The 13074-nt window shown below is 47.1% G+C and carries 13 protein-coding genes; 7 read left to right on the forward strand and 6 right to left on the reverse strand.

Translation table 11 applies throughout. The features are described from left to right. The first annotated feature begins 12 nt into the window (after window positions 1–12). Both OL444_RS22130 and OL444_RS22135 read left to right on the forward strand, forming a co-directional pair. A complete protein-coding gene (locus OL444_RS22130) occupies window positions 13–981 on the forward strand; it encodes a PorP/SprF family type IX secretion system membrane protein (protein WP_264729665.1) in 969 nt (322 codons plus the stop codon). An 18-nt stretch (window positions 982–999) separates the two neighbouring features. Then, on the forward strand, window positions 1000–2967 hold the full coding sequence (locus OL444_RS22135) for an OmpA family protein (RefSeq protein WP_264729664.1): 1968 nt from the start codon (window positions 1000–1002) through the stop codon (window positions 2965–2967). 104 nt (window positions 2968–3071) lie between these two features. On the opposite strand, the gene OL444_RS22140 is transcribed toward OL444_RS22135, so the two are convergent. Beyond that, a complete protein-coding gene (locus OL444_RS22140) occupies window positions 3072–4598 on the reverse strand; it encodes a S41 family peptidase (RefSeq protein WP_264729663.1) in 1527 nt (508 codons plus the stop codon). A 205-nt stretch (window positions 4599–4803) separates the two neighbouring features. After that, window positions 4804–6276 (reverse strand): T9SS type A sorting domain-containing protein, encoded by a 1473-nt coding sequence (locus OL444_RS22145; protein ID WP_264729662.1) that lies wholly within the window; start codon window positions 6274–6276, stop codon window positions 4804–4806. A gap of 98 nt (window positions 6277–6374) precedes the next feature. On the opposite strand from OL444_RS22145, the gene OL444_RS22150 reads away from it, so the two are divergent. Together OL444_RS22150 and OL444_RS22155 are read left to right on the forward strand one after the other, a co-directional pair. Next, window positions 6375–6500 carry a hypothetical protein gene (locus OL444_RS22150; RefSeq protein ID WP_264729661.1) on the forward strand — a complete coding sequence of 42 codons (126 nt, stop codon included), beginning with the start codon at window positions 6375–6377 and terminating at the stop codon, window positions 6498–6500. A 257-nt stretch (window positions 6501–6757) separates the two neighbouring features. Continuing rightward, window positions 6758–7543, forward strand: a complete 786-nt coding sequence (locus OL444_RS22155; RefSeq protein ID WP_264729660.1) for an NIPSNAP family protein — start codon at window positions 6758–6760, stop codon at window positions 7541–7543. Window positions 7544–7605: 62 nt separating this feature from the next. On the opposite strand, the gene OL444_RS22160 is transcribed toward OL444_RS22155, so the two are convergent. From OL444_RS22160 to OL444_RS22170, 3 genes are read right to left on the reverse strand one after another with little or no spacing between them, the layout of a single operon-like run. Further along, window positions 7606–8112, reverse strand: a complete 507-nt coding sequence (locus OL444_RS22160; protein ID WP_264729659.1) for a DMP19 family protein — start codon at window positions 8110–8112, stop codon at window positions 7606–7608. 48 nt (window positions 8113–8160) lie between these two features. Continuing rightward, window positions 8161–8514: a hypothetical protein gene (locus OL444_RS22165; protein ID WP_264729658.1), complete on the reverse strand. Its 354-nt coding sequence runs from the start codon at window positions 8512–8514 to the stop codon at window positions 8161–8163. Window positions 8515–8527: 13 nt separating this feature from the next. Further along, the gene (locus tag OL444_RS22170) at window positions 8528–9004 is read right to left on the reverse strand and encodes a hypothetical protein (RefSeq protein ID WP_264729657.1); all 477 of its coding nucleotides are present in this window, start codon (window positions 9002–9004) and stop codon (window positions 8528–8530) included. Between the two features lie 281 nt (window positions 9005–9285). On the opposite strand from OL444_RS22170, the gene OL444_RS22175 reads away from it, so the two are divergent. The 3 genes from OL444_RS22175 (at window position 9286) to OL444_RS22185 (ending at window position 12389) form a co-directional block, all read left to right on the forward strand. Next, window positions 9286–11226, forward strand: coding sequence for a sensor histidine kinase (locus OL444_RS22175; RefSeq protein ID WP_264729656.1), 1941 nt, complete (start codon window positions 9286–9288; stop codon window positions 11224–11226). A 4-nt stretch (window positions 11227–11230) separates the two neighbouring features. Next, a complete protein-coding gene (locus tag OL444_RS22180; RefSeq protein WP_264729655.1) occupies window positions 11231–11968 on the forward strand; it encodes a LytR/AlgR family response regulator transcription factor in 738 nt (245 codons plus the stop codon). Window positions 11969–12059: 91 nt separating this feature from the next. Then, window positions 12060–12389 (forward strand): DUF4870 domain-containing protein, encoded by a 330-nt coding sequence (locus OL444_RS22185; protein WP_264729654.1) that lies wholly within the window; start codon window positions 12060–12062, stop codon window positions 12387–12389. A 154-nt stretch (window positions 12390–12543) separates the two neighbouring features. Here the strand turns inward: OL444_RS22185 and OL444_RS22190 are convergent, their stop codons facing one another. Beyond that, on the reverse strand, window positions 12544–12894 hold the full coding sequence (locus OL444_RS22190) for a nuclear transport factor 2 family protein (protein WP_264729653.1): 351 nt from the start codon (window positions 12892–12894) through the stop codon (window positions 12544–12546). Between the last annotated feature and the right edge of the window lie 180 nt (window positions 12895–13074).

Raw genomic sequence — 13074 nt, forward strand, 5'->3', positions numbered from 1 at the left:
AAAAGAATACTAATGAATAAAGTCCTATCTGTTCTAATCTTCATCCTGTGCGGAGTTTCCGTCTCCGCACAGCAGGACGCACAGTTTAGCCAGTACATGTTCAACGGCATATATGTGAACCCGGCCTATGCGGGATACAGAGAGCAATGGAATATTCATGCTTTCTACCGCAACCAGTGGACCAACTATCCCGGTGCACCAAAAACCTTTTCCATAGCAGCAGAAGGTACTGCCAACAATGATCGCGTGGGGCTTGGATTACAAGTCATGAATGATAAACTGGGCGCATCCAATACGACTTCTATGTACGCTACCTATGCCTATCGCATACCCGTAAACGAAGACGGATCTTCCAGACTGGCCCTGGGTATCAGTGCCGGATTTATGCAGCAACGACTGGATATTTCGCTGCTGACCACTTCTTCTTCCATTAGCGATCCGGCGCTGACAAACGGAGAAAATAACAGGACCTTACCAGATGCCCGGTTTGGTATTTTTTATAACAGAGAAAGATTTTTTGCCGGTATTTCTGCCTCTAACCTGTTAACGCAGGCTTTTCAGAAATCATCTGCATTGAAGGAATACCTGCCATTAAAACCGCACCTGTACTTCACCATGGGCGGTCTGATTCCGCTATCAGAAGAGCTGCTGTTAAAGCCTGGCCTGCTGATCAAGGAAGACCTCGCAGGCCCTACCAGCGTGGATCTGAATGCCTTTATCCTCATCAGCCAGAAACTGTGGCTGGGAGGTTCTTACCGATCTACCTATCTGCATAAATCCAACCTGGAAACAGATCTGAAAAAACCGGCAGCCCTTGCGTTTATGGCAGAAATATTTGTCAATGAGAAACTCCGTTTAGGATATGCCTATGATATGACTCTGAACAGTACCGTAGCGACCAAATATCCTACCCATGAGTTATCGATAGGCTATTTCTTCCAGCGAAGAAATGCCAGGATGATGTCTCCCCGCTATTTCTAACCAGTAATGTTGTATAAAATGATCGCATCAATAAAACGAATACCGCAACTATTACTGATACTGGCTGCCACCGGATATAGCCAGCAGACCAGCGCCCAGTATGCCTATACAGAAGCGCAGCAAGCCTATCAGCTGTACAACTTCGAAAAAGCTAAACCCCTGTTTGAAAAAGCTTATCATAAAAAAGCTACCGCAAAGGCGGCCAGGGGCGCTGCCGATAGTTATCGCCTCACCAAAGACTACAAACAGGCAGCTATCTGGTACGCTCATCTTTGGGAAACGAAGGAATTTACGCCTGCCGATGAGCTGCATTACGCCGGTATTCTGATGAACAATCAACAATATGCCGCTGCACTGACGCACCTCGATCACTACCTCCAGATGAATCCGGATAGCCGGCTGGCACAGCAGATGAAATCCGGCTGCCTGCTGGGCAATGCTCCGCTGGACATCGTGGTAAAAGGCGAACTGGAGAATATGGCAGCACTCAACTCCCCTTATTCCGACTGGAGCATTACAAAATTCAAGGAGCAATACATCTTCGCTTCTGATCGCCCGTACAAGGATATACGAAAATCAGGCTTCTTTGAACCCGAAGACATCAAGAAGAAAAAATATACCTGGACAGGCAATAGTTATTTGCATCTATATGAAACCAATGGCGACAGTACCCAGATCAAACCACTGGAGAAACACAGCGTCAATGGCGACTACCATAGTTCCAATGCCACCTATAACGCCAACGGCACCACGCTGTTTATTGCGGTCACCACCCTGGAGAGACGCCCCTCTTCTGCGCTGGGAAAGGATTCCATCCTGACGATGCATATTGGTATCAAAGAAGTTACCCGTAATCAAAAAGAACAGTGGGCCCTCACGGCTCCGCTGCCCTTCAATGCTACCTTGCAATACGCTGTTGGTGATCCATGGATAAACCCTGGTGGTGATACCCTCTATTTTGTTGCCAATCAGGGCGCCGGACACCAGGGGGGAACGGATATTTATTATGCGGTAAAAAATAACAATAATTGGTCTTCCCCCATCAATATGGGTGCGATCATCAATACGCCGGGTAATGAGCGGACTCCTTTCTTTGACAACACCGGGAATTTATTTTTTGCCAGTGATGGCCATCCCGGATTAGGCGGACTGGATATCTTTAAAGCCGTTAACAAAAATGAGCAATGGCATATTTCCCATGCCGGGATACCGATCAATAGTAGTCACGACGATTTCGCAGCGGCTATCCTGGATAGCGCTTTATACTTCGCCTCTAACCGGGAGGGAGGTAAAGGCAGTGATGATATCTATCGTTTTGTTCCGGCACCGGCGCCCGTACCTCCCCGCCCACCGGTTTTTGTTATCAGCGGTATCGTAACTGATCGTGTCACTCATCAGCCGTTACCGGGTGTACAGGTAACGCTCCTGAACCATGTGACCGATCAGGTGATCAAAGTCACGACCAACGATGACGGCTATTATACCTCACCGGTAGATAGTGGCAGATATGACATGAGCTACCTCAAATCCCGGTATATCACCATTCCCAAAGACACGGTATCCGTACAGGGATATACCAGCGATGTCACTATTCACCGGGATCAGCAAATGGATCAGCCACAGCTGCATAAACCTATCCGGATAGATAACATCTACTTTGATCTGGGTAAAGCGGATATACGTCCGGATGCCGCTAAGGAACTGGATAAACTGGTCACCATACTAACAGATAATCCTACCTGGGAAATTGAGTTGAGTGCGCATACGGATGCACGGGCCAATGATGCTTTTAATATGACTTTGTCAAAGCGTCGGGCAACCGCTACGGTCGCTTACCTGGTCAGTAAAGGTATTAAGGCAGGCAGGCTGACGGCCAAAGGCTACGGTGAAACCAAACTGTTAAACAAATGCGCCAATGGTGTAAAATGCACGGAAGCGGAGCATCTGCGCAACAGACGCCTTGAGTTTATGATCCTGAAGTCCTAAGTACCATCCCCTATACCTCCAACAAACGGCGCTACCGCGAGGTGGCGCCGTTATTTTTAAAGGGTATTATACTTGCTTAACACGTCCTATCTCCCACTTGCGCATTATTCAGCAGTAGCATGTATCACCTCCAATGCCCGCAGTAGATCCACATCTTTTTGGGTGACGATATCCATGGGCGTGTATGCGACCACGTGATCTGGTAGGATGCCATGTCCATACGTGGCTGGCCGGAATACCGATACCACCCGCAATAACGGGAAGCTGATCACGACACGGGTATGCGGTAACGTTAACGCCTGTATGCTGCCACCGCTGCAACCTTCCGCGCCACCGGCTGTCTCCCGTCCGATAAAAAGAGCGCCTTTGCAGTTTTGCCGGATAGCCGCCGCTGTATGGGCGCCGGACGAAAAGGTAGCGCCGTCAATTAATACAATCAGCTTACCTTTGAAATGATCTTCCTTATCCAAATCAGTCTTACCCAATAAATTACCAAAAGCCGGTTGAAATGCCATCTGATAACAACCCGCTTTTTTTATGCCCGTTGGTTGAAAACTTTGGAAGAAACTGGCAGTGCCGGCGGTATCAAAATAAGGTGTAAAAGCGGTCTTACCCGGATTGGGCACCCTGGCCCACAGGTCGCCTACCATCTGGAAAGGGGCATCAGCCAGATAGGTCAGCAATTTTGCCGCTATTCTGATATCCCCTCCGGTATTATGTCTTAGATCGATGATCAGGGTTTTGATGCCTTTTTCATGTATCTCCTTAAATGCCTTTTTGAAAATCAGGGTATCCTCATATTGGTAGCTATGCACTTCAAAACAGGCTACCGCTGCATTTTTCAAAAAACGTAATGGCAAGTATCCGGTATTAACAGAACTGCTCCAGTTGGTATAATTATCAAATGTCTTTATGCTTTCCGCCTGTGGCGCTGTAGCGGGTAACGTATCTGCATCCAACGTTTGTTCCATACCATCCGCTGTTCTTAACAACATATGGTATGGAGGTTTCCATCGGTAATATTTATTACAGGCATCTTCAAAACCATCATACTCACTCAAAAACAGTTCTTTGAATGTCTGATTATTGCCATCAGCCGCATAGAGATCTCCACCATGTTGAATGATATCCTTAACCGGTACATCATTTATCCGCAACAACTCGTCTCCGGTTTGCAGGGTGGTTAGCTGATGAGTAGTCACCCATGCCCTGCCGTTTTGCACCAACACCTGGAAAGGCAATCGTGGCAGCCTGTCTGCGGCGGTTGGTTTATAATGGACGGAATGCCTTACCTGCGTATGCCCGCACTTCAACGCGCTCACCAAAGGGTACATAGCAGTCATAAATTCGTCTTCCCGCATAGGCCGGCATATACGCTGTACAGTTGCATGGTAGCGCAGCCACATACTATCTTCAGTGGTATACAAACCATAGGCTGGATGCATGGTGTTGAAAGCCGCCCATAAAATGGCCAGGTCTTGCTGCATCTCCTTTACTGACAACAATGGCCGGTGGGTTACTGCTGTTGCAGTTGTTTTGCTTTGTGCATGTCCATCACCAACTGCTAACCCAGCCAACAGGAGGAGTACTATAAAAAGTGATGGCAGCAATTGCCGGTACGTTGCGTTCATAGTTGTTCTGGCCCCTAAGCGTTTTTAAACCTGATTCAGGCGGCTATACGCAGCCACTTTTGACAGGTAGTTTCAAACGCTTTGTTTTTTTATGTTGACGTATATGCAGGTGCATACCTACAACAAAATAATACATTCTGCATAAAAAAGTTCAGGAAACAGCGGGCTGTTTCCTGAAAGGGGATTCCGTATGTTTTACCCGGGACTATCTTGTAAGTACCAGGTTGCGGGTAAACACTTTTCTGTCTTTGGTCCGGATGGTCACCAGATACATCCCTTCCGGCAGGGATGACGGCAGTACCACCGTTCTTGTACGCAACCGGGTATAAAACATTTCCTGGCCACGCATATCCTTCACCCAAAGGTCACTGCCTTCCACCGGTATATCCCCGCCAATCGTGATTTGCCCCGTACTGGGATTGGGATAGATAGTGAGTCGTTGCGCTCCCGGCTGCACCTTTGCGGTATCTATCCGGGCAGCAGCGCTATTCGGCTGACATGCCGGATCTTTGCCATAGGAACACCACATAGACTTAACTTCCTCCGCTGTGAGGGCCCTGCTATAAAAGATCAGGTCATCCAATTGCGCCTGATGAATAAAAAATTGAATATTCGACAACGGTTCCCGGACTACATCTCCCCATCCTCCCCTTCCTATTTCCGCACCATTTACGAAAAGCGCACATCCTTCATCGTCATAGGTGAAAACATACTGGTTAAACTCACCTTCTTTCGCCAGTTGATTTCTAAATACTTCGTTTTCAGCCAACACTTCCCTATCACTGGTAGTGCCGGTTATCCTGAATCTGGCTTCTGTCAGAAACATCGATACCATAAAAGCTCTTATTCCCACTAAGGGCGACCTACCATCTGGTTCGTCTGGTGAAATCAGATCCAAACGGGCCCAAAATGAAATCGTCTTGGGAGTAGCTTTCACTGAATCTGCCACGTCGGTACTCGCTACCGAATCCACCCGGATGGAAGCGCTACGAACCGCTTCTCCGCAAATACCATCGCCGTAAACAAGATAATCGGTACCTACCATCTCCAGTCCTGTCATGGCATCATGAAGTGTTCTTTCAAATGGGAAATAGTATAAAGGATTGGCCGGCGCCTGACCACAATTCATCGGCAGCTGGGCCGCATAGTACACCCGCAATCCAACATTTATACCTGCCAGTCCACTATGCTGGTATATTCTCACCGCATCGTAAGGCTTTGTAGCAGGAAAAGAAATAGCGCCCCGACTCGAGTCTTGCCAAAGTGTGAGCAAAGAAGCATCTATTGATTTCAAATCTCCATTAGGTATATTACCTAATAGCGTTTCTACAGCTATCCCCCCTAACAGGCGGACTAATAGTGAGGGTTGCCCGGTGCCCAGGCCAATTTCCACTTTCCCCGGTCCCACAGGACGTGGAAAGTGCAATGTCTGTTGTATACCACCTGCCACGCCCAGTCCTATCGTAAACGTAGCATAGTCATTTTCATTACTGCCAACGGTATTACCTGCATCCAACACCTGACACCCCACACATACGCCGAATATTTGATGGCTTTCGCCATTTGCGTAAATTTTGATCTGGGCAACAGCGATAGCTCCAAACGAAGGGATCAACAATAATATACATACAAGTAGCGCCACCCATAACCGGTGGCCATAGTGTAAAGATGAAGTCATAGCATTAAGGTTTAATGATTAAAGTGAGGTAATTATTTAATCCGCACAATCTGTTGTAAGTAGGGCCAATTTTCATTTAACTGCTGCAACTGCGAGCCATGAATAAGGTTCATCCGGATATCTGCTGTCATGCAACAGCTATCAAATATAAAGAAGATCCCATCACAAAAAGCAGCAGGGGCAAAGGCAAGCTGGTAAATAATCTGGCAGAAAATATCGGTTAGTATCAGGCCCTTCCTGATTTTCCTTGCACCAACATCAATTGCTCCCTGTCTTTTCCATCATGTCCGCTGACAGGTGCAACCAGTTTTCTTTTGCAATGGAAAGCGCTTCGGTTACGTTTTTAATAGCAGCTTTGCGTATCTCTCTTAAAAAAAAGGATAACCGGCCACCTGATACACATCAACTTTATCAAAAAGTTGTGTACATTATACACCACATTGTCACACCGATCTTTTTACATGTTAAAATGTCGACCAACATGCAACGCAGAAAATTCCTACGTTCGTCGCTGGCGGTTACTGCAGGTATCGCAGCCACACTCAGTCCGGCCATAGCCCAGGATAAGCCATCTTCCACACAAAAAGAACTATACGAATGGCGTGAATATGAAATACGCTTCGGTTCCGATCTGGAACAACTGGAAAAGTATTTCAAGACAGCATTGATTCCGGCCTTGAATAAATACGGCGTAAAAAACGTAGGCGTCTTCAAGGAATGGAGACCCTCAGAACCCGCTAAAATTTATTTACTGACACCTTATGCATCGCTCGAACAATACCTTTCCGTGCCTACACAGATAAAAGCAGATGCCGCGTATCTTAAAAACTGTGCCCCCTATAGCAACATCCCGGCTGATAAAGCAGTATACAACCGGTTTACGGCTTCCCTGATGATGGCTTTTGATGGGTTTCCGGCTATGGTGGTGCCATCCGGTACTTCCCGGATATTTGAATTAAGAACCTATGAAGGCTATAGTGAAGATGCCGTGAGAAGAAAAATCGATATGTTCCATGATGGGGAATTCCCCATTTTCAAACGGGCAAAACTGAATCCTGTATTTTTTGGAGAAGTGATTGCCGGCGATAAGCTACCCCGCCTTACCTACCTGATCACCTGCAACAGCATGGAAGAACGCGATAAAGGATGGTCGGCTTTTGTAGCGGATCCGGAATGGAAGAAACTAGTAGCGAATCCCCGGTACGCCTATACGATTTCTAAAATCAGCAATACCTTTTTAGTGCCTACCGCCTATTCACAGGTCTAGCAGGTCCCTAAAAAGTTAAACCCTGTGCCAGGCACAGGGTTTAATAAGATAACCGGGAATTATTATACTACCTTAATAAAGCTGGCCAGGTTTGTTTCCAGATACTTTCTGAATCTTGTCACTTCTTCGTCCATGATGTCGTAGAAAGCGCTATCTAAAGGTTCAAAGTGTGTAAACTCTTTATACAGCCGGGAGAAGGCTTCCAGTTCCCGTTCTTCTTCCAGCAATTCCTTATGCGCTACATAAATGGCTTCCGCCTGCCTGAGCAAGGCAGCCGTCTCCTGCAGGGACCATCTTTGCAGATCATCAATAAAAGAATTTTCAAAAACAAACTGTCCATAACCATTATGTATCAGCTGTAAAAATCCGCCGTTGGTGACCTGTCCGTAAAGCGCATCATAGGTGAGCAATACCTGCTGATCATCGCTCAGCTGGTCCAGCAGGGCAAACTCATCTTCTGCTTCCTCTACTGCATCCTGATACGGTTCCAGTACAGCATAGATAAAATCCCAATCCTCTTCCCGGGCGGCTGCTATTATTTCCTTTTTAACAGTTGGTAGAAATTCCATGTCGATATAAATAAACTGATCAATTTTTTTGTCGGGTCGGGAAAGTGACTATTCCATTGCCCCTTCGTTTTCATCCTCTTCTTCTTCCTCAAACTCCTGCCGCTCCCACACATCTCCCGGAAATCTGCGATCTGCAAACTCCCCGCAAGCCAGATCTGCCACCTCATTCAGCGTAGGGTCCAGCGTCACCACATCCCGCAGACAAACCAATACAGCGCCTTCTTCTGCAACGTTCAACGCTTCTTCCGTGGTAGCGTTCAAAAATTCTGCGGTCAGAAACTGCCAGTATCCATCATGCTCATGTACAACCCGTAGTACCGGCAGCACGCCATCTATAAAGCCCTGCGTACTAAAGACGCCCTGTGTTTCCGGTTCCCGGAATTTATACCCCGTAGTTTCCATTTTTATGTGGTAGTTAATAGGCCAATTTTACGCCGTCAATAATCAATTCTTCACAGGCCAGCGTCATAAAGGCACTGCCATAGTCGCCGGTCATCTGATCATTCATCGTTTCCAGCACGGCCGATTTAAATTCAATCTTCCTGCCAGGAAGCTTTCCGTACGAGTCTGTCGCTATCAGCTGCCCATCCAGTCCTCCTTTGTTTTGTATGAAAGCCCGCAGCAAGGGAAGATCCTGTTTTTCAAAATCGATGGACAGGTAATGGCCCCGGGATGTTTCTGCTACTGCGTTTTTATTGGCCGTGTCCTTCACGGGCGCACTGGCCCGGTTAAAAGATACAGTGAAAGACCTGGCAGCAGCGATCACCTGTTTGTTACCTTCCTTCACCGTGATTTCCATCTTGATACGTTTTTCTTCTGCGTACTGGGCGCTGACTGTTTCAACCGTGAGACCGATAAAAGCGAGTACAAAAAAAACAAACTTTATTTTCATAGCCGAATATTTTTGACAAGAATAAAAATTTGTACGCTGTCCGCCCGCTATCAATTGACATTTGTTCACTTTGGTTTGTTGTTTGGCCGGGTATCCCGGAAATCCGGTAAACGACCGGATGCCGGCTTTGATTTGCAGATCTGCTATACAGCCGGTATATTTTGTTGGTCCTGTTACAATCTATATCTTAGCCCTTATTTGCCCATATGTCTGTGAAACGATGCTGTAATATATATTGGCCACTTTGGAGTAGTATGCTATGCGCGCTGCTGTTATCAGGTATGATAATCCGCGCACAGGAAATTTCCCTTTGTGAAAAAAATGCCAGTGCAGGCTATGCCCAACGGTTTACCGACTCCACTGCCAGTATCCAGCTACAGCTGCAGGCCCTCCGGCTGGCCGAAGCACAAAAGAGCAACGCCGATCAGGCGATTTGTTACGCTTACCTGGCGATGACCCACAGACGCCTGTTACACCTGCAGGCATTCACCCAATATGCGGAACTGTCCGGGCAAATGGCAGCTACCACAACGGATGATCGGGCAAAAGCCTTTGCAGCCTGGGCGATGGGCTCCCTAAAGTCGTACATCGACGATAAGTCCCGCGCACTGGATTACCTGCTGGAAGCCTATGGACGCTTTGCCCGCCTGGAAGCTTACGATCACTGTGCCAAAATAGGCGCCGACATCTCCTACCTCTTCTCTCCCGGCTCGGAAGAGAAAACAAAGAAATATGCAGACGCCGCACTTGGCTATGCAACGAAATCCGGTGATCCCGAAAACATATTGCATGCCCGCCTCGCGGTTGGCAGCTATCTGCTGGACCGCGCCACGACAGGCGATCCCGGCCAATGGCCCGATGCCATTGCTTTTTTCAGGCAAACCATCGCCCTCGCAGAACAAGCCGAAAAAAAGATCATCAGCAAGAGTAATCTGGGTATCGCCTACATCAACCTCGCCGTACTTTATATGAATGGCCCCCGGCCCATCGACGAGCGTTCATTTTTATCCTGCCTGGAAAAGGCCACAGCCATCGGTCAGCAATTTGATATCAAAAACATCTATCGCAGCGCGGTCGGGCTACGCGGACAATACTACCTGGAAAAAGGCGAATATGATATCGCCGAACACCTCTTTAAGGAAGGCATCGCCTATCAGCAAACCCTCCCCTACAAAGACAATTACCTGCAGGCAGCTTTTTACGGATGCCTGAAAGACCTGGCCGCCCGGAAAAAAGACTATGCGGCCTATTACAACTATGACATCCCGTTTGTCAGATTCAATCAACTCAAATACGATGAATCTACCCAGCGCATCTTACAAAATGCTGACGCCAGATTTGAGTCAGATAAAAAAATTACCCGGATCAGGCAACTGGAACAGGAAAATCAGCTACAGCGGAAAAACAAACTGCTGGGATACGGTATTTCAGCGGTGCTGCTGGCAGGACTTGTATTTATGTACCGATCTTATTATTACCGGCAGCGGTATTATCAGAACCGGGAAGATATGCTGCAGCAACAACAGGCCAACGATCAGCTCCGGATGCAGCTCATGGAAAAAGAAACGCTGGAAAACCTGGCCGACAAACTCTCCCTGGAAAGACGACTGCTGCAATCCCAGATGGACCCTCACTTTATTTTTAATGCACTGGGGAATATTCAGGGCATGATCCTGCAGCAGGACAATCAGCTGGCCCTGGCTTACCTCTCTAAATTTGCGCGGTTGAGCCGGCAGGTACTGGAACACTCCCGGATGGAAAACATCACGCTGGCAGAAGAAATAGCAACGCTGACCAACTACATCGAACTACAACAGCTGCGATTGAATAATAGCTTCGATTACCACATCAGCTGTGCGGACGACACCGACCAGCAACTGCGCATCCCGCCGCTGTTGATACAACCTTTTCTGGAAAATGCCGTCGAACATGGGTTAAAGCCACTGGCATCCTCCCTGCGCGGATTACTGACCCTGCACTTTGCAGAAAATACAACCGATCATTTACTGGTTTGTACCATTACTGATAATGGCATCGGGCTAACGGAGTCCAGACGCCGCAAAACCAATCATGCACACCATTCCCTGGCAACAAAAATAACGGATGAACGCCTGCAACTGATGCTGAAAGAACATCCCCACACCCGGCTGGAGATCCGGGAAAGAGAGGTGAACACAGAAGGACAAGGTTGTGTGGTTATAGTATATATTCCCCTATCATAACATCATGTATAAAGCGATTATAGTAGAAGACGAATATCACCTGCGGGAAGCCCTTTCCATCCTGATAGAGATGGTGGCGCCGGAAACGATACAACTCATTGGATATGCTGAAAGAGCGGCCGAAGCCGTAAAACTGATCGACCGGCTTAAACCCGATCTGGTGTTTATGGATATTATGCTGAAAGAAGGCACCGGATTCGATGTACTGCAACAGGTTAACCATCGGACCTTTCACCTCATATTCACCACCGCCTACGAAGAACATGCTGTCCGGGCCTTTAAATTCAGTGCGATAGATTACCTGCTGAAACCCATCGATGCGGCAGAACTGAAAATGGCGTTGGACCGGATCACAACCCTACAAGAACGTTTGCTGGCAGATAAACAATTGACGGCATTAAACAACAATCTGGATAAAACGCCGAAAAGGCTCGTCCTCCCCACACAGGAAGCGATGCACGTGGTGAAGATCGATCAGATTCTCCGCTGCGAAACATCCGGCTCCTATACCACTTTCTATTTTACAGACGGGAAAAAGATCATCGTTTCCAGGCCCTTAAAAACTTATGAAGATATCCTGCTGCCACCGGATTTCTTCCGCGTACATCAGTCGCATCTGATCAACATCAATTATATCGTCAGTTATTCCCGGGAAGGCCTGGTGCAAATGGAAGACAACACCACCATTCCGATATCGCGGGGCAATAAAGAAGCTTTTTTCAAACTCATGAAAGACGGATAGCTACGGATACAAAGCCAAAGCAGCAAAACGTAAAGTGACGCCTCCTGTATTTACCGCCAGCCCTACCTTTGGCAGCAAATGATTTAAAACGATGAATAATAAAACCATTGCTATCCTGAGTTATGTGACCATTATCGGATGGGTAGTTGCCTATGCTAAAAGTAAAGATCATACGCCCAAAAGCGACCTGGTAGTTTACCACCTGAAACAGGGTTTAGGCTTTTTCATACTCTCCGTGATCATCAACATCATGCTCTCTGTTATTGCATTGATGATACCCGGACTGGCAGTCCTGGGCTATCTGGGCTATGCATTGCTGATCATCTGGATATTCGGTATTATCAATGCAGTCAACGAACAAAAGAAACCTATTCCGGTAGTGGGAAAAATGTTTGAGGATAAATTTGCCTTTCTCGACTAATCCATCACTTCCGTCATTCGTTGTCAGGGTTGTTTTTATGCTGTTTGATTTTGGCAGGATAAAAACAACCTTTTTCTTGTTGTTCGGACTATTTTTAAAATAAGGTGGTGATGATAGCGGAACATACCACATATAGCCATCTCCGTTATACCTGCTACCTGGCCTCAATAACGAAAGCCTTTAATTCATGCAGCTTACCGTCACGCAACCGCCACACATCGCAATAGGCGTAATCAATCAGTTTTCCCTCCTGATTCTTCAGGCTGATTTTGCCAAGTGCTGTCACAAACTCACCTTCAGCAATTAAGTGTTCGACATGGAACTTTGGCGGCTCTTTGTATGCCTCCGCCATAAACTCGCGGACAGCCTCTTTCCCCTGTAGTATTTTGTCGCCTACAAATGTCCACTCCGTATCATCCGTACAGAAAGACAGAAACCCCTCATAATCTCCTTCCGTAATAAGCGCATTGGCGTTTTCCAGTATGGCTTTATTATGCAGACTCATGTGGTTAATTTTAGGTATTATTGAATAATTCGATGGTATGCCGGAGCTATGCTCCGACTACGTTTGCAGCGAGTAGAGCGTTGACTGCTGCTATCAGCATAAAAAATAAATGTAGCACATTTTTTTCTCCCGCCAGGGGATTTGTATAATGCTTTACCTGACTGCGAAATTTGCGCTGTG

This window comes from Chitinophaga nivalis (assembly GCF_025989125.1).
GTDB classification, from domain to species: Bacteria; Bacteroidota; Bacteroidia; order Chitinophagales; family Chitinophagaceae; genus Chitinophaga; species Chitinophaga nivalis.